General features: G+C 64.0%; 26 protein-coding genes. 17 read left to right on the forward strand and 9 right to left on the reverse strand.

The features are described 5' to 3' along the window. The first annotated feature begins 122 nt into the window (after window positions 1–122). The 5 genes from AC4D2W_RS11315 (at window position 123) to AC4D2W_RS11335 (ending at window position 4,610) form a co-directional block, all read left to right on the forward strand. Complete coding sequence (locus AC4D2W_RS11315; RefSeq protein ID WP_490927006.1) at window positions 123–1,529, forward strand: serine/threonine-protein kinase; 1,407 nt, start codon at window positions 123–125, stop codon at window positions 1,527–1,529. Next, window positions 1,526–1,831, forward strand: a complete 306-nt coding sequence (locus tag AC4D2W_RS11320) for a hypothetical protein (RefSeq protein WP_490927007.1) — start codon at window positions 1,526–1,528, stop codon at window positions 1,829–1,831. The genes AC4D2W_RS11315 and AC4D2W_RS11320 overlap by 4 nt, the downstream gene beginning before the upstream one ends. 53 nt (window positions 1,832–1,884) lie before the next feature. Then, complete coding sequence (locus tag AC4D2W_RS11325) at window positions 1,885–2,298, forward strand: YchJ family protein (protein ID WP_490927008.1); 414 nt, start codon at window positions 1,885–1,887, stop codon at window positions 2,296–2,298. A 76-nt stretch (window positions 2,299–2,374) separates the two neighbouring features. After that, window positions 2,375–3,430: a zinc-dependent alcohol dehydrogenase family protein gene (locus tag AC4D2W_RS11330; RefSeq protein ID WP_490927009.1), complete on the forward strand. Its 1,056-nt coding sequence runs from the start codon at window positions 2,375–2,377 to the stop codon at window positions 3,428–3,430. A 136-nt stretch (window positions 3,431–3,566) separates the two neighbouring features. Then, the gene (locus AC4D2W_RS11335; protein ID WP_490927010.1) at window positions 3,567–4,610 is read left to right on the forward strand and encodes a zinc-binding dehydrogenase; all 1,044 of its coding nucleotides are present in this window, start codon (window positions 3,567–3,569) and stop codon (window positions 4,608–4,610) included. Window positions 4,611–4,682: 72 nt separating this feature from the next. On the opposite strand, the gene AC4D2W_RS11340 is transcribed toward AC4D2W_RS11335, so the two are convergent. Next, a complete protein-coding gene (locus AC4D2W_RS11340; RefSeq protein ID WP_490927011.1) occupies window positions 4,683–5,360 on the reverse strand; it encodes an NADPH-dependent F420 reductase in 678 nt (225 codons plus the stop codon). Window positions 5,361–5,451: 91 nt separating this feature from the next. Between AC4D2W_RS11340 and AC4D2W_RS11345 the strand changes: the two genes are divergently transcribed. The 5 genes from AC4D2W_RS11345 (at window position 5,452) to AC4D2W_RS11365 (ending at window position 10,832) form a co-directional block, all read left to right on the forward strand. Continuing rightward, on the forward strand, window positions 5,452–7,107 hold the full coding sequence (locus AC4D2W_RS11345) for a glycoside hydrolase family 13 protein (RefSeq protein WP_490927012.1): 1,656 nt from the start codon (window positions 5,452–5,454) through the stop codon (window positions 7,105–7,107). 74 nt (window positions 7,108–7,181) lie between these two features. After that, the gene (locus AC4D2W_RS11350; RefSeq protein WP_490927014.1) at window positions 7,182–7,823 is read left to right on the forward strand and encodes an ABC transporter permease; all 642 of its coding nucleotides are present in this window, start codon (window positions 7,182–7,184) and stop codon (window positions 7,821–7,823) included. A 49-nt stretch (window positions 7,824–7,872) separates the two neighbouring features. After that, complete coding sequence (locus AC4D2W_RS11355) at window positions 7,873–9,012, forward strand: betaine/proline/choline family ABC transporter ATP-binding protein (protein ID WP_490927015.1); 1,140 nt, start codon at window positions 7,873–7,875, stop codon at window positions 9,010–9,012. 68 nt (window positions 9,013–9,080) lie between these two features. Continuing rightward, the gene (locus AC4D2W_RS11360) at window positions 9,081–9,827 is read left to right on the forward strand and encodes an ABC transporter permease (protein ID WP_490927427.1); all 747 of its coding nucleotides are present in this window, start codon (window positions 9,081–9,083) and stop codon (window positions 9,825–9,827) included. Continuing rightward, window positions 9,828–10,832 carry a glycine betaine ABC transporter substrate-binding protein gene (locus AC4D2W_RS11365; protein ID WP_490927016.1) on the forward strand — a complete coding sequence of 335 codons (1,005 nt, stop codon included), beginning with the start codon at window positions 9,828–9,830 and terminating at the stop codon, window positions 10,830–10,832. It begins immediately after the preceding gene. Here the strand turns inward: AC4D2W_RS11365 and AC4D2W_RS11370 are convergent. Both AC4D2W_RS11370 and AC4D2W_RS11375 read right to left on the reverse strand, forming a co-directional pair. Beyond that, window positions 10,829–11,809 (reverse strand): alpha/beta fold hydrolase, encoded by a 981-nt coding sequence (locus tag AC4D2W_RS11370; RefSeq protein ID WP_490927018.1) that lies wholly within the window; start codon window positions 11,807–11,809, stop codon window positions 10,829–10,831. The genes AC4D2W_RS11365 and AC4D2W_RS11370 overlap by 4 nt on opposite strands. Window positions 11,810–11,874: 65 nt before the next feature. Next, a complete protein-coding gene (locus tag AC4D2W_RS11375; protein ID WP_490927019.1) occupies window positions 11,875–12,438 on the reverse strand; it encodes a hypothetical protein in 564 nt (187 codons plus the stop codon). Window positions 12,439–12,681: 243 nt separating this feature from the next. On the opposite strand from AC4D2W_RS11375, the gene AC4D2W_RS11380 reads away from it, so the two are divergent. Then, window positions 12,682–13,578, forward strand: a complete 897-nt coding sequence (locus AC4D2W_RS11380; protein ID WP_490927020.1) for a phosphodiesterase — start codon at window positions 12,682–12,684, stop codon at window positions 13,576–13,578. A 56-nt stretch (window positions 13,579–13,634) separates the two neighbouring features. Here the strand turns inward: AC4D2W_RS11380 and AC4D2W_RS11385 are convergent, their stop codons facing one another. Next, window positions 13,635–14,072 carry a pyridoxamine 5'-phosphate oxidase family protein gene (locus AC4D2W_RS11385; protein ID WP_490927021.1) on the reverse strand — a complete coding sequence of 146 codons (438 nt, stop codon included), beginning with the start codon at window positions 14,070–14,072 and terminating at the stop codon, window positions 13,635–13,637. Window positions 14,073–14,216: 144 nt separating this feature from the next. On the opposite strand from AC4D2W_RS11385, the gene AC4D2W_RS11390 reads away from it, so the two are divergent. Beyond that, window positions 14,217–15,893, forward strand: coding sequence for a catalase (locus AC4D2W_RS11390; protein ID WP_490927428.1), 1,677 nt, complete (start codon window positions 14,217–14,219; stop codon window positions 15,891–15,893). Between the two features lie 87 nt (window positions 15,894–15,980). On the opposite strand, the gene AC4D2W_RS11395 is transcribed toward AC4D2W_RS11390, so the two are convergent. Continuing rightward, window positions 15,981–17,426 (reverse strand): stealth family protein, encoded by a 1,446-nt coding sequence (locus AC4D2W_RS11395; RefSeq protein ID WP_490927429.1) that lies wholly within the window; start codon window positions 17,424–17,426, stop codon window positions 15,981–15,983. A 366-nt stretch (window positions 17,427–17,792) separates the two neighbouring features. Here AC4D2W_RS11395 and AC4D2W_RS11400 point away from each other — a divergent pair, with 366 nt between their 5' ends. From AC4D2W_RS11400 to AC4D2W_RS11410, 3 genes are all read left to right on the forward strand, one after another. After that, window positions 17,793–18,440, forward strand: coding sequence for a hypothetical protein (locus tag AC4D2W_RS11400; RefSeq protein ID WP_490927022.1), 648 nt, complete (start codon window positions 17,793–17,795; stop codon window positions 18,438–18,440). A 132-nt stretch (window positions 18,441–18,572) separates the two neighbouring features. Then, window positions 18,573–19,280, forward strand: a complete 708-nt coding sequence (locus AC4D2W_RS11405; RefSeq protein WP_490927023.1) for a DUF6318 family protein — start codon at window positions 18,573–18,575, stop codon at window positions 19,278–19,280. 66 nt (window positions 19,281–19,346) lie between these two features. Next, a complete protein-coding gene (locus AC4D2W_RS11410) occupies window positions 19,347–20,183 on the forward strand; it encodes a hypothetical protein (RefSeq protein ID WP_490927024.1) in 837 nt (278 codons plus the stop codon). Between the two features lie 275 nt (window positions 20,184–20,458). On the opposite strand, the gene AC4D2W_RS11415 is transcribed toward AC4D2W_RS11410, so the two are convergent. Further along, window positions 20,459–21,253: an MSMEG_6728 family protein gene (locus tag AC4D2W_RS11415; protein ID WP_490927025.1), complete on the reverse strand. Its 795-nt coding sequence runs from the start codon at window positions 21,251–21,253 to the stop codon at window positions 20,459–20,461. 394 nt (window positions 21,254–21,647) lie between these two features. Further along, window positions 21,648–22,283: a DUF1684 domain-containing protein gene (locus tag AC4D2W_RS11420; RefSeq protein ID WP_490927026.1), complete on the reverse strand. Its 636-nt coding sequence runs from the start codon at window positions 22,281–22,283 to the stop codon at window positions 21,648–21,650. 22 nt (window positions 22,284–22,305) lie between these two features. Here AC4D2W_RS11420 and AC4D2W_RS11425 point away from each other — a divergent pair, with 22 nt between their 5' ends. Both AC4D2W_RS11425 and AC4D2W_RS11430 read left to right on the forward strand, forming a co-directional pair. Beyond that, a complete protein-coding gene (locus AC4D2W_RS11425) occupies window positions 22,306–23,058 on the forward strand; it encodes a TSUP family transporter (RefSeq protein ID WP_490927027.1) in 753 nt (250 codons plus the stop codon). Window positions 23,059–23,180: 122 nt separating this feature from the next. Next, on the forward strand, window positions 23,181–24,425 hold the full coding sequence (locus AC4D2W_RS11430; protein WP_490927028.1) for a cell division protein PerM: 1,245 nt from the start codon (window positions 23,181–23,183) through the stop codon (window positions 24,423–24,425). Here AC4D2W_RS11430 and AC4D2W_RS11435 read toward each other — a convergent pair. Beyond that, entirely contained in the window at window positions 24,383–24,832 is a 450-nt protein-coding gene (locus AC4D2W_RS11435) for a signal peptidase I (protein WP_490927430.1), read from the reverse strand. The genes AC4D2W_RS11430 and AC4D2W_RS11435 overlap by 43 nt on opposite strands. A gap of 92 nt (window positions 24,833–24,924) precedes the next feature. Beyond that, window positions 24,925–25,362, reverse strand: coding sequence for a hypothetical protein (locus tag AC4D2W_RS11440; RefSeq protein WP_490927029.1), 438 nt, complete (start codon window positions 25,360–25,362; stop codon window positions 24,925–24,927). Between the last annotated feature and the right edge of the window lie 36 nt (window positions 25,363–25,398).

Genomic DNA, 25,398 nt, shown 5'->3' on the forward strand with positions numbered 1-25,398 from the left:
CAGTTTAGCGCACAGGGAACGCTTACGGGAGGTGCTCCACAGGGGGTAAAAAAACTCGTTCCGCGCCATCTACGCCATGTTCCCCCCTCGGCTACGCTTGAAAGGCGAGAAGAGGTTGCAGCATGGAAAGTTTCGCGTCAGAGGGGCCTCACAGGCTCATTTCAGGGCGTTACCGACTCAATGAACCCATAGGCCACGGTGGCATGGCCACCGTCTATCGTGGACAGGACGAGGCTCTCGGCCGCGACATTGCCGTGAAACTCTTCCGGGCCAGCGCCGTCGCCCCAGACGACGTCGGCCGCCAGGAAACAGAAATGCGTTTACTGGCGTCTCTTTCCCATCCGGGCCTGGTAACACTGTTTGACGCCGGCAAGGACGACGCCGGCCGGGACGACGGCGAAGCCGGCGAACCCCGTGCCTTTCTGGTGATGGAACTGGTGGAGGGGCCGGACCTGCGCAAACGCCTGCGCGAGGAGGAGCCGCTCAGCCCCGCCGACGTTGCATACATTGGAGCTGAGCTTGCGGGCGCGCTGGCCTATATCCACGGCCGCGGCGTCATCCACCGCGATGTAAAGCCCGCCAACATCCTTCTTCCACCGATCATCGCCGGCACGCTGCCGCGGGCCAAGCTGACTGACTTCGGCATCGCCCGGATGCTGGACGGTGACAGGCTGACAGCGGCAAACGCGACGCTGGGCACTGCCAACTATCTGAGTCCGGAGCAGGCCAGCGGCCAGGAGGTGGGTTTCTCCAGCGATATCTACTCCCTTGGCCTCGTGCTCCTGGAAGCCGTAACCGGGCACATTGAATACGGGGGCAGCGCGGTGGAAGCGGCGCTTGCCCGGCTCAGCCGCAGCCCCGATGTGCCCGAAGCGCTGGGACACCACTGGTGTTCCCTGCTGACGGCAATGACCGCCCGCGATCCCGATCAGCGGCCCACGGCGGCGGAAGTCTCCGCCGGGCTGCTCGAGTACCGCTGGTCTTCCCTGGATGTGTCGGCGCCGGTGCAGTCTCCCCGTGTGCGGGAAGAAGGCACGCGGGAGGATATGGGGGAAGCCACGGGGGAAGACACAGGGGAGGCCACGGGTGCTGAGACCAGCGGGCTCGACGACGGCGGGCCGGCAACCGTGGACAGCGGGGCGGCGGTCCCGGAAGATCCGATTGTCCACGAGCCGGCAGCAGAGATCGCTCCGGAGCCGGAGCCGGAGCCGGAGCCGGAACCGGTGGAAGTGAAGCCGCCCTCCGGACCTGTGATCCTCGTTCCGCCGCAGATGCCGCCCAAGATCGGACCCGGGAGACTGCAGACCGCAGCTGGCCGGGCGGCATCGCTGGCCATTCCCAGACGGCCGTCAAACCTCGCCCTGGCCGGACGAACGCTGCTCGGCCTGGTTGCCGTGGCAGTCCTGGCCATGACCATCATGGTCGTCGCCGACAGGATGGGGATCTTTCCGCAGGACCAGGGCTATCCGGCCGTTCCCGGACAACTCGGTGAGCACCTGCGCGAACTGCAGGAAAGTGTCACTCCGTGATGCGCCTGCGCCTGATTCCGGCGGCGGCGGCCCTGCTGGCAGCCGGCGCGTTGTCCGGGTGTGAAGTTCCGGGGATCGATTCGGGCGCCGCCCGGGAGCTGCAGGGTCAGGTTGCCGAGGTGGCCGAGGCCGCCGCAGCAGGGGACTACGAAGCAGCGCTGGAGGACCTGGACGGCTTGGCGGCCCGCTTGGAGACGGCAGTCAAGGACGGGGAAGTATCCGAGCGCCGGCAGGAACGGATCAGCGCGGCCATCGAAGCAGTGCGCCAGGACCTCCAGATGGAACTCGGCCTGCGGAAATAACCGTGTCCGGCGCCGGCACCCGCGCCGCAGGGAGGACCGGGGATAATTGCCTCATGACTTCAGTCTCCGACGCCCTGCCCTCCGTTCCTGCACCGGATGAGCGCTGCCCCTGCCTGAGCGGTGAAACGTATTCCGCCTGCTGCGGCAAGTACCATTCCGGAATCCGGAACGCTCCCACTGCCGAGGCATTGATGCGCTCCCGGTATTCCGCGTTCGCCGTCGGCGACAAGGCTTATCTGCTGAAAACCTGGCATCCCTCCACCCGCCCTTCAACCCTCGATCTGGACGCCGGATTGCAGTGGCGCCGACTGGACATCGTGGAAACGTCCGCCGGCGGTCCGCTGGACGAGACGGGAGTAGTACGCTTCAGGGCGCACTACCGGGACGGAGCAGGGCGCGGTGTCCAGGAGGAGACCAGCCGGTTTGTCCGCGTCGGCGGAGTCTGGCTCTATGTGGACGGTGAATAGGCTGGGGCCCTTCCGCAGCTTCCGCCTCCGCTTCTAGGCTGAAGGGGACCTATCAGTCTGAGCAGGCGAGGACACCATGAAAGCACTCGTGTATGAAGGCCCCGGACAAAAAGCATGGAAGGACGTTCCGGATCCGACTATCCAGGAGCCGCGGGACGCCATCGTAAAAATCGATTCCACCACCATCTGCGGCACGGACCTGCACATCCTCAAGGGTGATGTCCCGGCCGTAACCCCCGGCCGGATCCTCGGGCATGAAGGTGTTGGCACCATTACCGAAATCGGCAGCGGCGTCAGCAACTTCAAAGTGGGGGATAAGGTCATCCTGTCCTGCGTATCTGCGGACGGATCCTGCATCTTCTGCCGCGACGGGCTGTACTCCCACTGTCTGGGCGAGGAAGGCAGCGCGGGCATCGGCTGGATCTTTGGCCACCTGATCGACGGCACGCAGGCGGAATATGTGCGGGCACCCTATGCGGATACTTCCCTGTATCTCCTGCCGGAGAGCGTTTCCGACGAGCACGGTGTGCTGCTGAGCGACATTTTCCCCACCGGGTTTGAGATGGGGGTGCAGTACGGGCAAACGAAACCCGGGGACGTGGTGGCCGTCGTCGGCGCCGGTCCGGTGGGGCTTGCGGTTATTGCCACGGCAAAGCTCTACGGCGCGGCAAAGATCATTGCGGTGGACCTGGACGCAAACCGGGTGGAGCAGGCCCGGAATTTCGGCGCCACGCACGGGGTGAATTCCGGGGACGCTGATTGGCGCGAGCAGATCATGGCTCAGACCGATGGCTGGGGAGTGGACGTGGCCGTGGAAGCGGTGGGCATCCCCGCAACCTTCGAAATGTGCACCAACATAGTCCGACCCGGCGGCAACGTGGCGAACGTAGGTGTGCACGGGAAACCTGTCAGCCTGGAGCTGGACCGGCTGTGGATCGAGAACATTGACATCAGCATGGGGCTGGTGAACACCAACACCCTGCCCATGCTGCTGAAACTCGTGGCAGAGGGAAAGCTTCCGGCGGAGGAATTCATCAGTCACCGCTATCCGTTGCACGACATCATCCAGGCCTATGACACGTTCTCCCGCGCAGCTGAGACGAACGCGCTGAAGGTGATCCTGCAGGCCTAGAGCGGGCACGGCAACGGGGCGGGCGGAAACCGGACAGGTTGCCGCCCGCCCCGATTTTCGTGCAGTTGCTGCGCGGGCAGATAATGAAAACCGCGGCCGCGTCTGCTCCCGCAGTTCAACGCTAAAGAGGTTTTCAATGTCTAACAGCACCCCGTCCAACGGTACGTCCAGCGGCACCATGATTGCCGGACGTCTCAATGTTGAAACCGGAACTTTCGCCATGAAGGAAGTTCCCATCCCTGAGCCGGGCCCCGGATTCGTCCGGATCAAGGTCGGTGCGGCAGGGGTTTGCCTGTCCGATGTCCACCTGATCCAGGGACTGCTGCGTCCCCAGTTCCTCAAGGGCAGCGAGGTCACCCTCGGCCACGAGGTCGCAGGCACCGTGGACCTCCCCGGTGCGGGCGTCACCTCCGTGGCACCCGGTGACCGCGTCGTGGTCCAGGCCGGCTATGAATACAACGGGGTCACGCTCACCATGGGCGTGGATTACGACGGCGGCTGGGCCGAGTATCTGGTGGTCCCGGCAGGCGTGCTGGTTCCGCTGGGGGAGGACATTCCCTTCGACCAGGCCTCCATCATTCCCGACGCCGTGTCCACCCCGTGGGGTGCCATTGCCTCCACCGGCGATGTCCGCGCCGGTGAAGCAGTCGGCGTGTGGGGTATCGGCGGCCTGGGCGCACACGGCGTCCAGCTGCTGCGCCTGATCGGTGCTGCGCCCATCATCGCCGTTGATCCCCTCCCCGAAGCCCGGGAACGGGCGCTCGAATTCGGCGCCGACATTGCCCTGGATCCGATGGCCGAGGACTTCGCGGAGTCCATGAAGGCCGCCACCGGCGGCCGGGGACTCGACGTCGCACTGGACTTCGCCGGTGTGGACGCCGTCCGCACCCAGGCCATCAACTCCTTGGGCCTGCGCGGCCGCCTGGTGCTGGTGGGTCTGTCCGGCAAGCCGATGACCATCAGCGACAGCACCGGTTTCTCCTATGCCCGCAAGCAGATCCGCGGCCACTACGGCTCCGAGGCGCACCACGTGCCGCAGCTGGTGAACCTCACCCGTATGGGCCGCCTGGACTTCGCCAAATCTGTGAGTGCGCGCATTCCGCTGGCCGAAGCCGAGCGTGCCGTCAAATCCCTTGATGCCAAGGAAGGCAACCCGATCCGCCTCGTGCTGATCCCGTAGCTTTTGAGGGGCACAGAACCCTCCCGCTGATTCAGCGGGAGGGTTCTGCTGCTTTGGCTGCCCGGTTTCGAATCAGGGCATATCCGCGTACCGCACTGTGCCGGCCAGGGCCTCTTCCATTCCCTTGGCGTCCAGCGCCGTGACGTAGGCCGGGGTGTCGCGCTGCCAGCGCCAGCCCTCGGACAGCGGGCCGGCGTCCACCACGTCGAATCCGAACTCGTTGATGAGCGAGGCCACCGTCTCCTTGGCCGCTGCGTCGTCGCCTGCAATGGGCAGCGCACGGCGGCTGGCCGTGCCGGCGGGGGAGCCCTGTGTGGTCAGGTGGTCGGCCATGATGTTGTTGAATGCCTTCACCACATGTGAGTCCGGAAGGTGCTTCTGAAGCAGTTCACTGGTGGTGGTGGACTCGTCGTCGAGCTCGGCAATGTTCCCGTCCCGCTGCGGGTAGTAATTCATCGTGTCAATGACCGTCTTTCCCGCAAGGGGCCGGACCGGGACGTCACGGTAGTTCTTCAGCGGGATGGAGACGACGACGACGTCCCCGGCCTCCGCCGCCTCCGCCGGGGTGGCGGCGCGGGCGTGGTCCCCGAGTTCCATGATGAGTGCCTGCAGGGTTTCGGGACCCCGCGAGTTGCTGAGAATGACATCAAAGCCCTGCTTAACCGCGAGGCGCGCCAGCTGGGACCCGATGTTCCCGCTGCCGATGAAGCCAATGGACCGAACCGATGGGGCGCTCTCTGATGTGCTCATGGTCACTTACAACCGCGCAGCGGGCAGAATATTCCGGAGAAGCGGTCAACACATGGTCCGACCAGCACGAGGAAAAAGGGGTAACCAGTCCGTGCAGAATCTCTTCAGCACCCGGCCCGAGGAGACGCCATGGTGGCGGGACGCGCTGATCTACCAGGTGTACGTGCGCAGCTTCGCGGACTCCAACGGCGACGGGATCGGAGACCTGCCGGGGGTGAGGGCCAAACTGGACTACCTTTCCGGACTGGGCATTGACGCCCTGTGGCTGACACCTTTCTTCCCCTCCCCGCAGGCCGACGGCGGCTACGACGTCAGCGACTACCGGGACGTGGACCCGATGTACGGCACCCTGGCGGACTTCAGGGAGCTGCTGGACGCCGTGCATGAGCGGAACATCCGGATGATCGTGGACATTGTGCCCAACCACTGCTCCGACCAGCATCCGGACTTTCAGGCAGCACTGGCCGCGGGACCCGGCTCTCCGGAACGGGAAAAGTTCATCTTCCGGAACGGAGGCGGGGAGAACGGCGAGCTGCCGCCGTCGGACTGGCAGTCCAAATTCGGCGGCCCGGCCTGGGAGCAGGTGCCGGACGGACAGTGGTACATGCACATCTTTTCCCGGGAACAGCCGGACTTTAACTGGCATCATCCCGAAGTCCGGGCCGACTTCGAACGGACCCTGCGCTTTTGGTCCGATCTGGGGGTCGACGGCTTCCGGATTGATGTGGCGCACGGGCTGATCAAGGACCTGTTCTTGCCGCTGCGCAACACCAACGGGTCAGACTCCGCACCCCTGCTCTCGCCTCCGGAGGGGGATAACCACCCCTTCTGGGACCGGGACGAAGTGCACGGCATCTACCGCCAGTGGCGGAAAATCCTGGATGAGTACGATCCGCCGCGCCTGGCCGTGGCCGAGGCCGGGGTGAGCCTGGAACGCCTGCCGCTGTACGTCCGCCGGGATGAACTGGACCAGGCCTTCAACTTCTTTTATCTGCGCAGCCCCTGGAACCGGGACGCGTTCCGCACGGTCATTGAGGCAGCGCTCGCGGGTGTCGCGAAGGTGGATGCGGCCACCTCCTGGGTCCTTTCCAACCACGACGTGGTCCGCCACCGCACCCGCTACGGACTGCCCGCGGGAACCGACCTGCTCCGCTGGCTGGCAACCGGCGGCACGGACCCGGTGCCCGACGACGCCGCGGGCCGGCGCCGTGCCCGGGCGTCCCTGCTGCTGACCTTGTCGCTGCCGGGGGCGGCCTATCTGTACCAGGGTGAGGAACTCGGGTTGCCGGAAGTTCCGGATCTGCCCGCGGCCTCCCTGCGCGACCCGATCTTTGAACGTACCGGGGGAACGGAGAAGGGCAGGGACGGCTGCCGCGTGCCGATTCCCTGGGACGCCGCGGCACCGGGGCTGGGCTTCACCGACGGCGCCCCCTGGCTCCCGCAGCCCCGGGACTGGAGCAAATATGCCGCCTCGGAGCAGGAGCACGACGCCGGGTCCTTCCTCACGCTGTATCGGCAGGCGGCCGCCGCCCGCCGCAAGATGCTGGCGCTCTCGCCGGGGCCGCAGATCATCTGGCAGGACCTCGGCGAGAAGATCCTCGCCTTCCGCCGCGGACGGCTGCTGTGCCTGCTGAATTTCGGAACCGATGAACTGCCCCTGCCGGCCGGGGAACTTCTGCTGGCCAGTGAACCGGGTGTCAGCACCGTGCTGGGAACCGACGTGTCCGCCTGGCTGCTGGTGCCCTAAGCCCTGCCCATCTGCGGAGGGCCGGTTTAGGCTGGAAGGACAGCGGGCCACCCAACATATGAAGTGGGTTTGGTGTGAATGACTTCATCGCGCAGCGTTTCAACGACATCCTGTTTTCCAGCTGGCAGCACTTCAGCCTGGTCCTGCAGTGCCTGGTGGTCGCAGCCGTCCTGGCGGTACTGATAGCGGCGCTGACCTATCGGCAGCCCTGGCTGCGGTCAGCAGTGGACAGCATCAGCGCGGTGGGACTGACCATTCCGTCCTTCGCCCTGATCGGCCTGCTCATTGCGCCGCTGGGCTTCGGAGTCCTTCCGGCCGTCGTCGTCGTGGGCTTTTATGCCCTGCTGCCCATTCTCCGCAACGCCGTCGTCGGCCTGACCGGGGTACCGGGCAGCACCGTGGAAGCCGCCCGCGGCCTGGGCATGGGAAGAATCCGCATCTTCTTCCGGATAGAACTGCCCCTGGCCTGGCCGGTGATCCTGACCGGAATCCGGGTTTCCGGGCAGATGGTCATGGGGATAGCCGCCGTGGCCGCCTACGCCCTTGGACCGGGCCTGGGCGGTTATATCTTCTCCGGGCTGTCCCGTCTGGGCGGAGCCAACTCCCTTGAGTCCGTGCTGACCGGCGTGGTGGGCGTGGTGCTGCTGGCAATCATCCTGGACCTGCTGCTGATCGTCGTCGGCCGCCTGAGCATACCGAGAGGCATCCGTGTCTGAAACGCCATTTTCCTCCGCCCCGCACGCCGCAGGAATCCTGCTCCGGGACGTGACGAAACAATTTCCCGGCCAGGACCGCCCGGCCGTGGACAGCCTGAGCATGGAGATTCCGGCCGGTGACATGGTCATGCTGGTGGGTCCCTCCGGCTGCGGAAAGACCACCACACTGAAAATGATCAACCGGCTTATCGAGCCGACGTCGGGCCAAATCCTGCTGGGCGGGGACGACATCACTGGAGTTGATGCCGACCAGCTGCGCCGCGGCATCGGGTATGTCATTCAGGCCGGGGGGCTCTTTCCGCACATGACCGTGGCAGCGAATATCGCCGTCGTGCCCTCCATGCTCGGCTGGGACAAGGCCCGCACGGCCCAGCGGATCGATGAACTGCTGGAGCTGGTCTCGCTGGATCCGGCGCGGTACCGCGACCGCTATCCCAAGGAACTCTCCGGCGGCCAGCAGCAGCGCGTGGGAGTGGCGCGCGCACTGGCGGCCGACCCGCCGGTACTGCTGATGGACGAACCGTTTGGTGCCGTGGATCCGATTGTCCGGGAGCGGCTGCAGGACGAGCTGCTCAGCATCCACGCGAACCTGCACAAGACAGTGGTTTTTGTGACCCATGACTTCGACGAGGCCGTGAAGCTCGGGGACCGGATCGCCGTATTCGCCGAGGGCGGCCACCTCGTCCAATATGACACCCCGGAGCGCATCCTTACCCACCCCGCCAATGACTTTGTGCGGCAGTTCATCGGTTCCGGAGCAGGCCTCAAACAACTCGGCCTGGCCCGCGTCAACGATGTTCCGGCCCTGCCCGTAGTCAGCGGCACCCCCGGTGAGACCCCGCGGAACCTGCTGGCGCGGACACTGTCCGCCGGGCAGGACGCTGCGGCAGTGGTCGACGGCGCCGGGAGGCCGCTGGCCTGGCTGTCCGTTGCTGAGCTGGATGGGCTCAGCCGGCTGCCCGCGGAACGGAGTCCGCAGCTGGCGGTCGTTGCGCACGATGACACCCTCGCCGAAGCCCTGAACACCGTCCTGATATCGGACCGGGGTGCGGTGCTGGTCACGGACAACGAAGGGCGCCTGGCGGGAAGGATCGACGCACCCTTGATCCTGCAGGCCGTGCGGACGCGGCGGCTGGGAATCAACCGCGAGCAGGAAAGCGGAATGATCAGGGAAGCAGGACGGCCATGAGCAGTGTGGCGGGTGCACGGGGAACGCCGGGAGCAGCGGATCCGGCGAGTGACCACCTGTTGGGCGAGATGGATGCCGTTTCCGCCGTGCGGGAAAGCTCACCCCGGGGCCTTGTCTGGCAGCTGGCCGGGATTGCCGCCGCGTTGGGGATCCTGCTGTTTTGGCTATCAGCTGCAGAACTGACGCAAACCGAACTGACGACGCTGGATCCGGCCACCCTCTGGGCCTACACGCTGGAACACCTGCGGCTGACGGTTCTGGCAGCCGTCATCGTGCTTGTGGTGGCCCTCCCGCTGGGCGTGCTGCTGACGCGCCGGCCCCTGCGGTTCCTGACCGGTCCGGTGCTGGCCGTGGTCAACATCGGCCAGGCGGCACCGGCCATTGGACTGGTGGTGCTGCTGGCCTTCTGGCTGGGCTTTGGTTTCCGGACCGCGGTGGTGTCTCTGGTTCTGTACGCCCTGCTGCCCGTGCTGCGCAACACGATGGTGGGACTGGACAACGTGGACCCGCGGCTGGTGGAGGCCGGCCGCGGCATGGGCATGAGCGCCGTGCGGGTGCTGTTTCGGGTGGAGCTTCCCCTGGCCGTGCCGCTGATGCTGGCTGGAATCCGCACCGCCCTCGTGCTTTTGGTGGGAACGGCCGCCCTGGCCACCTTCATCAACGGCGGCGGACTGGGCGTGCTGATCACCACCGGCGTGAACCTGAACCTTCCCCGGGTGCTCATCAGCGGTGCCGTCATGGTGGCCCTGCTGGCGCTGACCGTGGACTGGCTGGGACGGGTCGTGGAGTATCTTGCCCGCCCGAAGGGGCTCTGAATGAGAGACGCGAACCAGATGCTGCGAGCCCGGGCCGCTGCCGCGCTGACGGCACTGCTTGCCGCCGTCCTGCTGCTGGCCGGATGCGGACTGCAGCCGGCCGGTTCCTACGTTCCGCCGGTGTCCCCGGGCAGCATTCAGCCCATTGAAGGGCTGCCGGACGGTGCAGCCGTGACGGTAACTTCCAAGAACTTCACAGAGCAGCTCATCCTCGGCAAGATGTCAGTGCTGGCTTCGAAGGCCGCAGGGTTTGAGGTTACGGACTTGAGTAACGTGCCGGGCAGCCTTCCTGCCCGCGAGCTGCTGCGCAGCGGCCAGGCGGACGTGATGTGGGAATACACCGGCACCACCTGGCTGACCTATCTGGGCAACGAACTCGGTATCCCGGATCAGCAGGAACAGTGGCAGGCGGTGCATGATGCAGACCTTGCCAACGGCCTGACCTGGGGAGCGCCGGCGGAACTGAACAACACCTATGCGCTGGCGATGAGCCGGCAACGGGCCGGAGAGCTGGGCATCACCAGCATCTCAGACCTGTCAAAGCTTCCGCCGGAAGAGCTGACCTTCTGCGTGGACGCAGAATTCAACTCAAGGCAGGACGGGTTCAATCCGCTGCTTGAGCTGTACGGTCTGCCCCGGGGCAGTGTGGTTCCGGAGCAGAACGTGGGCATCTATGACACCGGTGCCATCTACGGCGCGGTGGACCAGGGACAGTGCACCGTGGGCGAAGTCTTCGCCACCGACGGCCGGATCGCGGCTCTGGACCTGCTCGTCCTGGAGGATGACCTGAACTACTTTCCGGCATACAACGCCGCCCCGGTGATCTACACCGAAACACTGCAGAAGTACCCGGAACTGGAAGCTGTCCTTGAGCAGGTGGCCGACAAACTCAACGATGAAACCATGCGGTCGCTCAACCTGAAAGTGGACGTACAGGGCGAGGAACCGGAGCAGGTGGCCTACGACTGGATGGTGTCCGAGGGGCTCGTCAGCCCGGCGGACTAGGCCCGGTGGAAGAAACCGCGGATTTCCTCCAGGACATCCTCCGGAGCTTCCTCGGGCAGGTAATGCCCGGCATCCACGGCTCGGCCGGTAACTCCCGGGACTGCCTTTTCCCAAAGCGCCAGCGGATCAAACTGCGCCTCGATGACTCCGTGCCGCCCCCACAGGACCCGCAAAGGCACCTCAGGCGTGAGGCCGGCATCGCGGTCCGCAGAATCATGTTCCAGATCGATGGTGGCCGCGGCCCGGTAATCCTCACACATGGCGTGTACAGCCCCGGGGGAGGACAGCGCGGAAACGTAGGCATGCAGCACCTCGGAAGGAAACGGACCCAGCCCGGCGTAGCGGCTGCCGATGATGTTTTCCACGTAGGCCCGCGGACTGGCTTCGATCAGGGCTTCCGGCAGCGGCTCCGGCTGGATCAGGAAAAACCAGTGGAAATAGGCCTCAGCAAAGTCCCGGTCCGTTGCTGCGTACATGTCCACTGTGGGAGCAATGTCCAGAAACATTGCCTGTGACACCAGGCCCGGGTAGTCGGCCAGCATCCGATGCCCCACCCGGGCCCCGCGGTCGTGGGCACACAGCGCAAAGCTGCTGAAGCCGCGTTCGGCACCGAAATGCTCCATCAGCAAAACTGCGTCTTTCGCCATCTCGCGCTTGCTGTACGTGGAGTGATCCGCTTCCCCGGCCGGCTTGGAGGAGCCGCCGTATCCGCGCAGGTCCGGAGCTATGACCGTGAAGTCTTCAGCCAGGGCATCGGCAATCCGGTGCCACATCAGGTGAGTTTCCGGATGCCCGTGCAAGAGAAGCAGCGGCGGTCGGGCTTCGGCATTACCGCTTCCCTCACCGCCGCCCCCGGCGGTATCACCGCTGCCGCCCCCGCCGTCGTCGTCCCGGGATATTCGCCCGGTGACCGTAATGCCGTTGACTTCCACAGCAAACGGTTCAAACCGGGTAAACCCGGGCACGCCCTCGGCCATTGTGTTGTTTCCTTTGATTGTGTTCCCTGTGAGCAACTGTTCCGGGCGTCCGCTCCGGCCGATGCCTACTGGGACTTTTTGCCGTGTTTGCCGCGCTTGTCATCCTTGCCGCGGCTCTTGTGGCCCTTGACATCCTTTGCCACCTTGATGGCGGCAGCTGCCGCCCCGGCCTTGACCGGAGCAGGCACCTTGACTTCCTTGACCTTGGTGACTTCCTTAACCTTGGTCCGGTTCTTCCGGTCCAGGATCAGGGAGGCAGCGATGCCGGCCATCCAGATGTCCTTCGCCAGCGGCGTGCCCTGAGCGGTGGGCCGGATGCCGTCCTCCTCGGTGAGCCCGGGAGTCTTGAGATACATCGTCACCATGCCGCCGGAGAAGGCGCCGAGCACCAAACCGGCGAGCCGGCTTGGAATGATGGGGATCAACAGGGTCAGCCCTACGGCGATCTCCGCTGCACTGAGCAGTTTTCCGAACCGGACAGGGTCCAGGTCCATCACCTGGGGAAAGGCGTTGCCGGCCATTTGCTGCAGCCCGGCGGCGGATTCCTCGTCCAAGTTGCGCTTGCCCAGGCCGGAGTTGAGGATGTAGGCGCCGGTGGTTAGGCGCAGCGGAATGTGGCTGATTCTCATGAGGGGTCCTCCCGTGAAGTCACTGACATCCCTGAGCCTACGGGCGACGGGGGCAGCACGCCAGAGCAGGCAATCCAACGAGTGAAAGGAATCGGGCATGGTAACCGCGTGCACTGCCTCAAGCAGCTACCTGTGCCGCCTAGCGCGGAACACGCGCCGTATGGTTCACCCTCAGCCGGAAACTCTGCTTTGATGGAAAGGAAGGAACGCAGGAGCAGCTGTCGTCGACACTAGAAGGTCTTCATGGATTTCCTCCCGGCCGAACATCCCCGGCCGCGACATTTCATTCTTCATCTCAGCGACACGCACCTGGTCGCCGGACCGGATCCCCTGTACGGGGCGGTGGACAGCCGGGGCAGACTGGCGGAACTCTTCGCCAGACTGGAAACATCCGGGCAAAAGCCGGAGGCCATTGTCTTCACGGGAGACCTGGCAGACAAAGGCGAACCGCAGGCATATGCCAAACTCCGCGACATTGTGGCCCCCGTGGCCGAGCGCATGGGAGCCCGCCTGATCTGGGCCATGGGTAACCACGACAACCGCGAACATTTTAAGAGCGGGCTGCTGGATGAGGCTCCGGACATGGCACCGGTTGACCGCGTTTACATGGTCAACGGCCTGCGGATCATCACCCTGGATTCCACGGTGCCGGGATACCATCACGGCGAGCTGAGCGGGGCGCAGCTGGACTGGCTTCGAAACGTGCTGGAGACGCCGGCCCCGGACGGAACGATCCTGGCCCTGCATCATCCGCCGGTTCCGAGCGTCCAGGACCTGACCGTGCTCGTGGAGCTGCGCCATCAGCGGGACCTCGCAGCAGCCCTTAAGGGTTCCGATGTCCGCTCCATTATTGCCGGGCACCTGCACTACTCCACCTTCGCCACGTTCGCCGGGATTCCCGTGTCCGTGGCCTCGGCAACCTGTTACACACAGGATCTGTCCACACCGGGCAGCCGGGGCCAGGATGCCGGGCAGGGGTACAACATGGTCCACGTCTACGCGGATTCGGTGGTGCACTCCGTGGTTCCCATAGCTGCGGACAAGACCGTCGGGGAGCGCGTAGACGAGGCAGAAACCGCCCGCCGCCTGAAAGCAGCGGGCGTACGGATTGTGGATGCCCAGCAGCTGACCTCAGCGTAGGGCGCGGTCCGGACTGAGACTGCGCCCCATCGCCTGCGCGCCATCGCCGCAGCGGCTCAGGCTTCTTCGGGATACCGTTCCGGCTCCGGGCCCAGGTTGAAGAACCGGCCTTCAACACTCTCCGGCTGGATTTCCACGTACCGGTACTTCAGCGTCCGGACCCACGGCCGCAGCGGAAGCTCATCGGCGGCGTCAATCTCACTTTGCTTTTCGAGGTGGCGCGTGGTGCCCTTGACCACCACAGACCAGGCCTGGTCGCTGAGGATCCCGTCCGCCTCAAACGCAACATGGTCATTCACCGTAAGCTCCGCCAACTTGGTGCCGGGGCTCGTGCGGAACAGGATGACGCCGTCGTGTGCGTAGTAGTTCAGCGGATAGATACTCGGCCGGTTGGCCACGCTCACCGCCAGCCGTCCGTGGTACGTCTTCTCCAAATACTTCCAGCACTGCTCGGGGCTGAGTTGCACAACGGGCGGCCGCTCTTCGGTAGTCATGGGCCCCAGTCTGCCAAGGACCCTGCGATGCCGCCAGCGCTTCGCCTGCAAACCCCGCTTGACTAGTGATGCGGGCCACCATAAGAGTGGATGAAGGAATACCCTCACCCTGATCAGCTAGGACTCCGGAAAGAGAGCACCGTGATGACAGACGCAGAGAATCCGAACCCCGCAGAAGCCGACAGTGACGGACAGGACGCCGCCCGGCATCTGACCACCCGCCAGGGGCACCCGGTCTACGACAACCAGAACAGCCGGACCGTGGGACCCCGCGGGCCGGCGACGCTGGAGAACTACCCCTTCCTTGAAAAGATCAGCCACTTTGACCGTGAACGTATCCCCGAACGCGTGGTCCATGCCCGCGGCTTCGTGGCCTACGGTGAGTTTGAGGCCTCCGGCAAGTGGGGCGACGAGCCGATTGCCCGCTACACCCGGGCCCGGCTGTTCTCTGAGCCGGGGAAGAAAACCGACCTTGCCATCCGCTTTTCCACGGTGATCGGCGGCCGGGACTCGTCCGAAACCGCCCGCGATCCGCGCGGTTTCGCCGTGAAGTTCTACACCGAGGACGGCAACTGGGACCTGGTGGGCAACAACCTCGGCGTTTTCTTCATCCGTGATGCCATCAAGTTCCCGGACGTGATCCACTCCCTGAAGCCGGATCCCATCACCTTCCGCCAGGAACCGGCCCGGATCTACGACTTCATGTCCCAGACCCCCGAGTCCATGCACATGCTGGTCAATCTCTTCAGCCCGCGCGGCATCCCGGCGGATTACCGCCATATGCAGGGCTTCGGCGTCAACACCTACAAGTGGGTGAACGAGCAGGGTGAGACCAAGCTGATCAAGTATCACTGGTTGCCGCAGCAGGGCGTGAAGTCGATGACGGAAGAGGACGCCGCCAACATCCAGGCCGGGGACCTCGGCCACGCGTCGAAGGACCTCTACGAGGCCATTGAGAGCGGCAACTATCCCAAGTGGGACCTCTATGTGCAGATGATGGATGACCACGACCATCCGGAATTGGACTGGGATCCGCTGGATGACACCAAGACCTGGCCGGAGCAGGACTTCGAGCCCAAGTTCGTGGGCACCATGACCCTGAATCGGAACATCACCGACCACCACAATGAGGCCGAGCAGATTTCCTTCGGCACCGGTGTGCTCGTGGACGGGCTGGACTTCTCGGATGACAAGATGCTGGTGGGCCGGACCTTCAGCTATTCGGATACCCAGCGCTACCGGGTGGGACCGAACTACCTGCAGCTTCCAGTGAATTCACCCAAGCATGCCCCGGTAGCCACCAACCAGCGCGGCGGACAGATGTCCTACTTCACCGATCTGGCTCCGGGACAGAATCCGCACGTGAACTATGAGCCGTCCATCACCGGCGGAGTTCCTGAAGCGCCCAAACCGGCCCACGAGGAGCAGGGCCCGGATCTCACCGGAAAACTGACCCGGGCACGAATTCCGCGAACCAATGACTACCTCCAGGCCGGCCAGCGCTACCAGCTGATGGAGCAGTGGGAGAAGGATGATCTTGTGGGCAACTTTGTTGCCAATATCGGGGAAGCGGTACGCGCGGTCCAGGAGCGCATGCTGTGGCACTTCTACATGTGCGACGACGAACTCGGCTCGCGCGTGGGCGAGGGCCTGGGCATCGGGCTGGACGAGGTCCGGGATCTGGGTCCCCTGGCCACGCAGACCCTGTCCGAGGCCGAGAAGGACTGGATGAAGAACCTGGGATCCAACGGCCCCCGGAACGTGGAGGGGCTGACCATGACACATTGTGTTCCCAACGAGCACGTGGTGGTCACGCGCTAAGGGCCCCGGCCGGAAAACGACGACGGCGGGGCCCACCTCAGGCGGGCCCCGCCGTCGTCGTTCCGGCGCTTGATTCTGCTGGAACCCCTATTTCTCCCAGGGGGCCTTGATCGGGAAGAACTTCTCCAGGAAGTCAGTGACGCGCTCGGCGCGTTCCTGGGCCGGAACCTCCGGGAAGCTGCCGTCATTGAGGCAGAACAGATCCATGTTCCGTTTGGCCAGCAGCTTGTCCATCATTTTCAGGCCGGCGTAGGACGTGGTGTCCACGTACTTTACCTTGGCGGTTTCCTGCGTGACGGCACGCCCGGTGAGCAGCGCGTAGTAGTGGTAGAGCGAGTTGGTGACCGAGATGTTGTCCTTGGCGCGGAACGTGCTTGCCGCCGTGGCCGCGAACTCGCGAGGGAACTCCTCTTCCATTTCCAGCAGGACGCTTTTGCGCAGGGGTGCGGCGGTATGTTCCAGGTGCCTGGTGGTGATCCGGCCAAACCGCTCCCAGAGCAGGCGCCTGTTGACCCGCGCCGCGTTCTCGAAGCCGCTGCGCTCGGAGTCATTGGCACCAAGGCCAATCCGGGTGCTGGCTTCAATGAACTTGGTGATGCCGCCGGGGGAGAAGAACAGGTCAGGTCCCACCGGGCGGCCAAAGAACATGTCGTCATTGGAGTACAGGAAGTGCTCGGCCAGACCGGGAATGTGCTGCAGCTGGGATTCAACCGCCTGCGAGTTGTGGGTCGGCAGGACGGAGGGATCCTTGAAGTGTTCCTCGGCGCGCACGAAGGTCACCGACGGATGGTCTGCCAGCCATTCCGGCCGCTCCGAGTCAGTGGCGATGAAGATCCGCCGGATCCACGGGGCAAACATGTAGACCGAGCGCAGTGCGTACTTGAGTTCGTTGATCTGGCGGAAGCGGGCTTCATGGTCATCGCCCTCGCCGACGACGGCGTCCTTCATCCGCGCGGCGCGGGCCGCCTGGTATTCGGCAGAGCTGCCGTCCACCCAGGAGAAGACCAGGTCCACGTCAAAGTCGATGTCCGTGGCGTGGTCGGCGAACATGTTCTCGATGGTCGGCCAGGTCAATCCGTGCTTTTCCACCGTGCCGCGCACCACTTCATTGGCCGGCAGGGTGCGGCGGGTCAGGGAATTCTCCACCGGGAGGGTGATCTCCGGACCGGTGAGGTCCCAAAGTTCCAGCTGCACGCCGGCGGAGGGGCCGAAGGTGAGGTTGGTGCCGCTGACGCTGCGGGGACGGTAAACCCGGATGATCCGGGACTTGTTGGACGGCGAGAGCTCACCGTCGGCGATCAGCAGGGTTCGCGTCTTCTTCGTGTCCACACTGCGCGAATAGAAGGGCTCGTCGCGGCAGGCCTCCACCATGGCGCGGCGCAGCTGCGCGCGGTGCGCCAGATCGACGGCGATGACCGGGCGCTGGTCATTGCCCCGCACCAGCAGATAGGTGACGCCGGCGTCCTCCAGAACCTTGCGGACAAACATGAGGTCCTCAACCATGGCCTGGTGGGGAGTCAGCCCGGTGTCCATCAGGGTCAGGCGGCCCTTGACCAGGGCGACGTCGGGCCGGTGTTCCACCCGCTGGATGACGGCCAGCGACGCCGTTTGGAGGTCTTCGCTCTCATGATCAGGTTCGGGGGTGCCGAAATACACGTCATGTTCTGCTGCTGTATCTGTAATCGGAACCTCCAATAAGTTTTCATGCGGGGTCGGGCCGCGGCATAAATGCGCGGCGCGTGCGGCTCTGCACATGTATGTACTGCTGGTTTGTACTGCTGATCGGCGGGACCGTGACCGGGCATTGCCGTGCGCGTCCCCGAACGACCGGATGCACTGGGCGGGAGCGCCGCTGCTGAGTAGCATTGAGTGCTACCGAGGACATCTCCGGGAGCCGATGTGAGCTACCGTAACACCACGCTGGCGGCGGCTGCGCTGCTTGTGTTCAGTATGTCATCCTGTGCCGTTTCTCCGGACACCGGCGGGTCTTCGGACGCTCCGGTCGCCTGGCCGTCGTATACAACTTCGGACGGAGCGCTCGCTTTCGACCACCCGGGGAACTGGACAGTGGAAGAAGTTCCGCCGCTGGCCAACGATCCCGCCGGCGGCGTCTCTGTCCGGGTGCACGACGCCGGGGGAGGGCTGGTTGCGCAGCTGGACACCGGGCTCATTGCCGACCTTATCTGTGCCGATCCCGATGAGGGTGTGCAGTACACGGAGTACGACTCCCAGCCGATGCCGGAGCTGGATTCGGTCCAGGGCACGGACCAGCGCTTTGTCTACCGCTCCGTCGCCTTCTCAAATGCGGAGCGGGGCGAGCCCGTGGCCACCTACGCGGTGATCAGCGAGATCGGTGACCGCGGACAGTGCGGGCTGTTCGACTTCTTCACCTTCACGGAATCCAGCGGCGGACGTTTTGCGGGCAGGTACCCGGCAGAGGAGGTTGCCGCGGGCCAGTCCTATTTGGACGCTGCTGCGGCCTACAAGAACAGTGCCGAGTTCAGTGATGTGAAGCGGATGCTGACCTCGTTGCGGGACCAGGACTAACCGCCGAGCCTCCGGCCGGAAATTAGCGGTTTCCGGTTTTCTCTGGCGTGCTGTGGATAACTCCGTATGCTGTGCCGCAGCCACGTACTGTTGGCGTCACGTCCAGTCCCGCACCACTTTTGTCCTGGGGGTATGTCGATGTTCCGCACTCGCGCCTGTTCTGCTGTATCCGCTTCTGTCCGTCTCAGCGCTGCTGGGTTAGCGGCCGTGCTGGTCTTGGGCGGATGTTCCGGCTCCGGTGGTGATTCTGATGCGGAGGCTGCCGAGAACCGTTCTTCCAGTCCTTCACCCAGCGGGAGTGCCAGTCCCAGTGAAACTGCCACTGCCACTGCCACCGCGACTCCATCACCGACTCCTACTCCCGCGGCTTACAAGCCGGCATCCGCTGAGGGTCCTGCAGAGAACGTTCCGTTGCCTGTGATGCCTGACCTTGCGAAGCAAGAGTCCAAGGAAGGGTTGGAGGCTTTTGCTGAGTACTGGTACGTGCTGGCCAATTATGGGTATGAAACCGGGGATCTTGACCCAATCAGGGAGATAAGTGGCGAAGATTGTGTTAGCTGCAATAGCTATTTTCGCGTGGTTGAAGGCGGATATAGAGATGGTGATTGGATGACGGGCGCAAAGATTACCATGCAAGATGTCAATTCTAATTTTGTGAAAACGGAACAGGGATATTATCAGGCGACCGCGATGTTTTTGCAGGAAGATCTACATTTTTATGAGGTAGAAGGCTTCATTGGAACTCAACCTGGCTCTCTTGCACCAGTCGTCCAGCTTATAGAGGCTTCTTACACCTCGAAGGGCTGGTACGCCATTCATATTGAGACACTCGAGATGTGATGTCTCCTCATGAAGAATAGAAACAGAGTAGCCGCACTCATAACGCTTATAGGAGTATTTTGCGGAATGCAGTTAGTGTCCGCTTATGCAGAGATTGAGGGTGAGGGGCAAATTGGTTCCGGCGGTGTAGTTGGGGTTGTACGACAGAAGGATCCCGAGACTGGAAATATGGTTCCTGTCAACGTAGGCACGCCTGAAAGTTTGTTTGGTTTTTACTATCGACAAGTCTGCTTCGATGAGGACAATGGTGATATTGATTGCTTGGCCGGCCAGCCCGAACGATGTGATGCTGCACCCGACGGACAGTACGTGTGGTGGTTCAGCGGCTTAAAGGCAACTCCTCGTGAGACTTGGCCCAGATATGGAGACAAGCCGACGTGCATTTACACCTCGGACCCCGAGGAAGTCGCTGCAGAGTTGGTTGGACTGGTAATCGAAGAATTCCAAACGGCACCGATTGATCCTGGACAGTTCACGTTACAGCCGAGCCCATACACGTTAGTCAACAAGCCTATGAACCTATATGTAGAGGCTCGCGAGCAGACGTTCGACATGAACTTGTTAGGGCAGAACGTGCGGATCCAGGTTCGACCTACAGAGTATGAATGGAATTATGGGGACGGAACGGTATATGGGCCGGCGTCCCGGCCTGGAACGCCGCTCCCAGAGGACCTCATCGGGGAAGCAACGGAAACAAGTCATACTTATGTAAAATCTGGTGATTATTTCGTGTCAGTCGCCATTTATTTTTCCGGTAGATATTCAATCAACGGCGGCCCAATGATACCTATTGACGGACGCGCATTGACATTCCCTCCAGCGCAGACGATCAGTGTCTGGAAGTCCGAGTCGCGCAATGTCGCGGACGACTGTTCTCTGAACCCGAGTGGCTTCGGGTGCTAACTGGGGCATCTCCAAGCGGATGTGAAACGAAGCTTATCTGAGTCCGAAGTCTAGAACGCTTGCTTATTCATCTTGCTTGCTCTTGCTGGGGACGAATAGCTCCGCTTGCTGCGGCGCAGCCCCTGTCATGCTGGCGTCATGTACATTAGCGAATTATTCCTGCCCTCAGGGTTCTTGATGTTCTGCACCATTGCGGTGCGCCTCTAAAAGGGCGGTGGAGACTATCTGACTCGTCCGGCTAAAGCCGGCGTCAAATTCAGGGAGCCCGCTGTGCGTTATAGGGCAGCAGGGCGGGGCACCCGAAACAGGGTTCGGGGATCCTGAAGCAAAGCCGGGTACTGGAAACAGTCACGGGAAACTCTGCCGTGAACCATGACCGACCGCCGCGCGGTGTCGTTGGTCAACGTCACTGGACCAACAGTGCCGACATCCAGTACAGAACGATCTGCACCCAGCAGGACCACGTCGTCGCCGTCGTCCAGGTCCTCCAAAAACCGCACCAGTTGGCGGCTCTTCTTCCCGATTATCGGAGTTCCCTTCACGGAGAGCATCGGCAGCTCGATCACCGGTTCTCCAGTTGTTTTGTCCGTCAGGGGGCGGGCGACCCACAGGGCATCGCCGGAGGGTTCGGAGGGGAGCGCGGGATGTTCTGGCTCGGGCCATACGTAGGGCAGGCCCGCGCGGGTATCGGGGAACAACGGCGCGTAAAAGTCCGGAGACTTCGTGATGAGGTTTGAACGGTGGCTCTCGTGAAAGGCAGCGTCGCCAAACCAAGCGGGAAGCACGACGTCGCCATCCGCGGCCTCCGGCGCAAACTCCTCGAGCTGCTCGAAGACTGTGTCGGCATGCCCGCGGGATGTCCACTCACGGGTCATGGCCAGCCCATACGCGGTCAGAGCAGGAATGTAGCCCATCCACATTTTCATCGCCGGATGGCTTTGCCAGCCGTAGTCGGGGATGACGAGAGCCCGGAGCACCTGCAGCGTTTCCACGCGCTGCTTACCGAGCCGGGCCTGGTCCAGAACCGCAGCACTGCGGCTGAAGCTGTCATAAGGAAGGAACGTTTGCACCGAATCAGTGTGTCACTCGTCCGCAGGCGGAAGCGGCAGGGCAAGAATGAAGTCGCGGAATACGTGCCTGCCTTTGGTAAAGGTTCGCCTGCCCGCCTCCTGAAACCGGTCTTGCGTAAAGGCCGCTGTTCCGATGCAGCTGGGAGGCATAGGCCGGGGTTGAAGGGAGCACTGGTGCGGTCAATCCGTCGTGCAGGTCTCGGGCCTTGCAAAAATCCTTCGTGCAGATCAGGGGCTTAAAAGCGCGTTTTCGGGGATTTTGGGCCCGTCATGTGTACGAAGGATTGGAAGGGGCCCGGTTTGGGCCCGTCATGTGTACGAAGGATTGGAAGGGGCCCGGTTTGGGCCCGTTATCCGCACGAAGGATGTCCCGTCCCACGGTGCAGCCGCGCCGCTAGTACTCGGCGTACATTTCCCCAACGGGTAACGGCACGGCGGTCCGGTTGTCCGGTCCCGGCAGCGGGCAGGCCCACGCCTCGTCGTAGGCGCATGACGGGTTATAGAGGAAGTTGAAATCCAGGATCAGGCTGCCCGGAGCAGCGCCGGCGCCCAGGTCCGCACCCTTGATGGTGTCCAGCAGGTACCGGCCGCCGCCGTAACTTCCGCCGTCGGTGCCGGAGAGGCCATCGCGGACGGGCAGGAAAATCCCGCCGCCGTAGGAGGCCAGCCGCCACACGGCCAGCCGGCCCACGCCGTCGGCCGTGACGGTGCCCAGCCGGACAAAGGGAACCACACCGTCCGTTCCGGTGGGTACGTCCATCCGTTCGCCTGCGCCGTCGTCGTCGATGAGCGCATCGCTGCGCAGCTCGGGGTTGTAGGCGGCCACCTCCAAACCGCGGAAGCGCTCCCGGGCGTGCGGCTTCAGCGGCGACGCGGGGTGGTCGGCAAACAGCCGGTCCCGCTCGGCCCGCCACAATTCGTGGGCGTACGACGGCGACACCTCCTGGGCGGTAAGGCGCACCTGGGCATACAGCCCGAAGACGCGCTGGCGCCAATCTGCTGTCTGCAGGACCGTGACGGGGGAGATCATCTGTTCAGCGTAGTGTGTTCGGGTGACTACCGGACTTTTGATCGTTGTACTCGTGGCAGTATTCATCGGCGCCATTGCCCAGCGCATTGCCGGCCTCGGTTTTGCCCTGCTCATCTCTCCGTTCCTGGTGATCCTGCTCGGCTCCCACGGAGGCGTTCTGATGGTGAATGTGTGCGGCCTGGTGTCTTCAGCGATGATCATGTTCCGGGTCAAGAAGGACATCGACTGGAGCATGTACCGGTGGCTGGCGATTCCTGCGGTCTGCGGCAGCATCCCGGCCTCGGTTGCGGCGGTGTACCTGCCGGCCGGTCCCATGGCGGTGGTGGTGGGCGTCATCGTGCTCGTGGCCCTGACCGTTTCGCTGCTGATGCAGCGCACCCCGGTCACTGTGACCGGAAATGCGCCGAAGGCCGTCGCCGGATTTATTGCGGGAGTGACCAACGCCGTGGCCGGCGTCGGCGGGCCGGCGGTCAGTGCGTACGCGTTGATGGCGCGCTGGCCGCAACGCCAGTTTGCCGCCACCCTGCAGCCGTTCTTTGTCACCATTGCCCTGGTGACCCTGACGTCCAAACTCTCCCTCGATGCGAGTCAGATGCTGCCGTTCGCGGCCTGGGCGTGGGGGCTTGTGGCCCTGATGATCATCATCGGCATTTACACCGGCGAAAAACTGCAGCGCTTCATCCGCGATGACCAGGCGCGCGCCGCCGTCGTTATTCTTGCCTTTTTCGGGGCTGCCGCCGCTCTCGTGAAGGGCATTTTTGACCTGGCTGCCTAGCGGCGCCGGGCGAAGCAGCGCAGCCGACTCACGGCCCCTCCTGAACGGCCCGCCGTGCCTCGGATGGGACGATAGTAGGGATGAAACTTCTTACCCGCCCGAAAACTCCGGGTGTCCTACCTATGCCCCTGTGGCTGCAGGGCGCGGTCGAACTCGGCCAGGCTGCAGTCCTATCCGCCCTGCTGATATTCCTTCCGCTGATCGGCGTCTGGTTTGCCGACGGCTTTACCGACCGGAATTTCGCGTCGCTGGCCCGGCTGGGCGGACAGGGCTGGCTCCTGATCCACGGTGTGCCGCTGACCCTGAACTTCCCCGCCGGCACACTCGCGACCGGCGCGACGTCCGGCGTGCTGTCCCTGTTTCCCCTGGGCCTGACGCTCATTCCGTTCTTCCTGTCCTGGCGTGCAGGGCGGCGGCTGGCCAGGGCATCGTATGCGGACCAACTGTGGCAGGCAATGCTGGGGGCGCTGGGCACCTACGCCATCCTCGGCGGCGTGGCCGCCTACTTCTCGGCAAATGAAGACGTCTCCATCTCGGTGGCCGCGGGAGCACTGATTCCGCTGGGTTCGGCCGGACTGGGCATCTTTGTCGGTGCCCGCAGGGAAGCCGGATCCTGGGTGCGGCTGATCGGCATGGACCTGACGGACTGGATTTCCCGCACCAGCCAGCACTCGCGCTGGGCCGGCTCCTATGTCTGGGCCGTCGTTCGCGCCGGCGCGGTGGGCGTGACTGCGGCGCTGGGCTTCTCGGCCCTGCTGGTTGCCGTGGCCCTGGCCATGAGCTGGGCGGAAATTGTCACTGTTTACCAGTACCTCGACGCCGGAATCGTTGGCAGTGCGGTACTGACCGTCGTCGAACTGGGGCTCGTCCCGAACTTTATGGGCTGGGCACTGGGCTGGACCTCGGGCGCCGGGTTCTCCATCGGGACCGGAAGCCTCATCAGCCCGCTGGAAACGACGGTGGGTCCGCTTCCGGCCGTTCCGGTGCTGGCCGCGCTCCCTGCCGGCGGGGGAGAGTACGCCATTGCTGCGCTCATCCTGCCCGTGATTGCCGGATTCCTGGCCGGCTGGTGGTTCCTGCGCGAAGGCGAAAACCACTTTGACGAGTGGCTGTCCCTGAAGATCAGGGCCCGCTGGTTCACCGCCCCGGTTTCCACGCTCCTGCTGGGCGTGTTCGTGGGTCTGGTCTCGGGGATCCTGGCCGCGGGTGCGGTCCTCATTTCGGGAGGATCAGCGGGGATCGGCCGGTTTGTTGATGTAGGGGCAGATCCGCTGTGGACCGGCCTCTGGATTGCCGCGGAAGTGGCTGTGGGCGTGGTGGTGGGCTACGCCGTCGGCCCCTTCCTGGAGCGTGAAGAACGCCGCTGACGGAAGTACTGGAAAAACAGCAGCGCGGCGTAGCCAAACATCCCCAGGGCCAGCGCCGGGCGGATCCAGGCCAGGTCGCCGCGCTGCGCCGGCAGGTCCAACAGCCCGAGGTTGGGAATCGTGGCCACCACCCTGCCCTGCAGGGCTGAGAGCGGAAGCGGCGCGTCAGGCAGCGAATTGGCGTCGCCCCGGAGGATCAGCTCCCTCGCCCCGTCGGGGCCGGCAGTGAAACCGGTCAGCCGGTGGGTGACGGGAAGTGCATCCGCCGGACTTCCCGGCGGCAGGTAGGTCAGCACGTCACCTATCCGGAGGGCAGCAGGATCGACGCCGCGCACCAGGACCACGTCCCCGGGGTGCAGCGCGGGCTCCATGGAGGAACTGAGAACGGTTAGCGGCCGCAGCCCCACCAGCGCCGGCCCGGCCAACAGGCCCAGCAGGGTTACCAGAATGCAGACGGCGGCCAGATTCCCCAGCTTTGCGAGGGTCCGCCGGAGATTTTTCAGCGAGGGAAGATGCCGTTGCTGAAGTCGGACTGGCAGTTCTTTTCCGCTTCCAGGGTGAGCGCATTGCCCAGGCAGGTCTCAAGCTTTTGCGTGCTGTCCCAGGTGGCCACCGCCAGTCCCAGGCCCACCACCATCATCACGGACGCCACCAGGCCGAGAGTCGTGACAAAGACCGGCACGGAACCGAGCTTGGAGCGCAGCACCTTCAGGAGCGTCATAATGCCGACGACGACGGCGGCAACTCCCAGCACCAGCGGCACCAGCTTCCAGGGCAGCGCGAGCCCGGATGTGAGCAGCACGGCAATGACCAGCGCCACGAAAATCCGCAGGTAGCCGCGGGCACTCTGCTTCTGTTCGTCGGTGGCAGCGGGCTTTTCGGGCGCCTGCTGCAACGGCGGAGGAGTCTGGTCAGGGGCGCGGCCGTCGTTGTTCATGGTTTAACCCTAGGCGACGGCTGAGCCTAAGGTTGA

The organism is Arthrobacter sp. TJ-58 (assembly GCF_058269295.1).

What these genes read in the sequence shown, in the direction of transcription:
- AC4D2W_RS11420 (WP_490927026.1), bottom strand. Translation starts at nt 22,283, where the DNA reads ATGATCTCCCCCGTCACGGTCCTGCAGACAGCAGATTGGCGCCAGCGC.
- AC4D2W_RS11315 (WP_490927006.1), top strand. Translation starts at nt 123, where the DNA reads ATGGAAAGTTTCGCGTCAGAGGGGCCTCACAGGCTCATTTCAGGGCGT.
- AC4D2W_RS11410 (WP_490927024.1), top strand. Translation starts at nt 19,347, where the DNA reads ATGCAGTTAGTGTCCGCTTATGCAGAGATTGAGGGTGAGGGGCAAATT.
- AC4D2W_RS11385 (WP_490927021.1), bottom strand. Translation starts at nt 14,072, where the DNA reads ATGACTACCGAAGAGCGGCCGCCCGTTGTGCAACTCAGCCCCGAGCAG.
- AC4D2W_RS11375 (WP_490927019.1), bottom strand. Translation starts at nt 12,438, where the DNA reads ATGAGAATCAGCCACATTCCGCTGCGCCTAACCACCGGCGCCTACATC.
- AC4D2W_RS11380 (WP_490927020.1), top strand. Translation starts at nt 12,682, where the DNA reads ATGGATTTCCTCCCGGCCGAACATCCCCGGCCGCGACATTTCATTCTT.
- AC4D2W_RS11330 (WP_490927009.1), top strand. Translation starts at nt 2,375, where the DNA reads ATGAAAGCACTCGTGTATGAAGGCCCCGGACAAAAAGCATGGAAGGAC.
- AC4D2W_RS11440 (WP_490927029.1), bottom strand. Translation starts at nt 25,362, where the DNA reads ATGAACAACGACGGCCGCGCCCCTGACCAGACTCCTCCGCCGTTGCAG.
- AC4D2W_RS11365 (WP_490927016.1), top strand. Translation starts at nt 9,828, where the DNA reads ATGAGAGACGCGAACCAGATGCTGCGAGCCCGGGCCGCTGCCGCGCTG.
- AC4D2W_RS11325 (WP_490927008.1), top strand. Translation starts at nt 1,885, where the DNA reads ATGACTTCAGTCTCCGACGCCCTGCCCTCCGTTCCTGCACCGGATGAG.
- AC4D2W_RS11395 (WP_490927429.1), bottom strand. Translation starts at nt 17,426, where the DNA reads ATGGACACCGGGCTGACTCCCCACCAGGCCATGGTTGAGGACCTCATG.
- AC4D2W_RS11340 (WP_490927011.1), bottom strand. Translation starts at nt 5,360, where the DNA reads ATGAGCACATCAGAGAGCGCCCCATCGGTTCGGTCCATTGGCTTCATC.
- AC4D2W_RS11390 (WP_490927428.1), top strand. Translation starts at nt 14,217, where the DNA reads ATGACAGACGCAGAGAATCCGAACCCCGCAGAAGCCGACAGTGACGGA.
- AC4D2W_RS11370 (WP_490927018.1), bottom strand. Translation starts at nt 11,809, where the DNA reads ATGGCCGAGGGCGTGCCCGGGTTTACCCGGTTTGAACCGTTTGCTGTG.
- AC4D2W_RS11405 (WP_490927023.1), top strand. Translation starts at nt 18,573, where the DNA reads ATGTCGATGTTCCGCACTCGCGCCTGTTCTGCTGTATCCGCTTCTGTC.
- AC4D2W_RS11335 (WP_490927010.1), top strand. Translation starts at nt 3,567, where the DNA reads ATGTCTAACAGCACCCCGTCCAACGGTACGTCCAGCGGCACCATGATT.
- AC4D2W_RS11360 (WP_490927427.1), top strand. Translation starts at nt 9,081, where the DNA reads ATGGATGCCGTTTCCGCCGTGCGGGAAAGCTCACCCCGGGGCCTTGTC.
- AC4D2W_RS11430 (WP_490927028.1), top strand. Translation starts at nt 23,181, where the DNA reads ATGCCCCTGTGGCTGCAGGGCGCGGTCGAACTCGGCCAGGCTGCAGTC.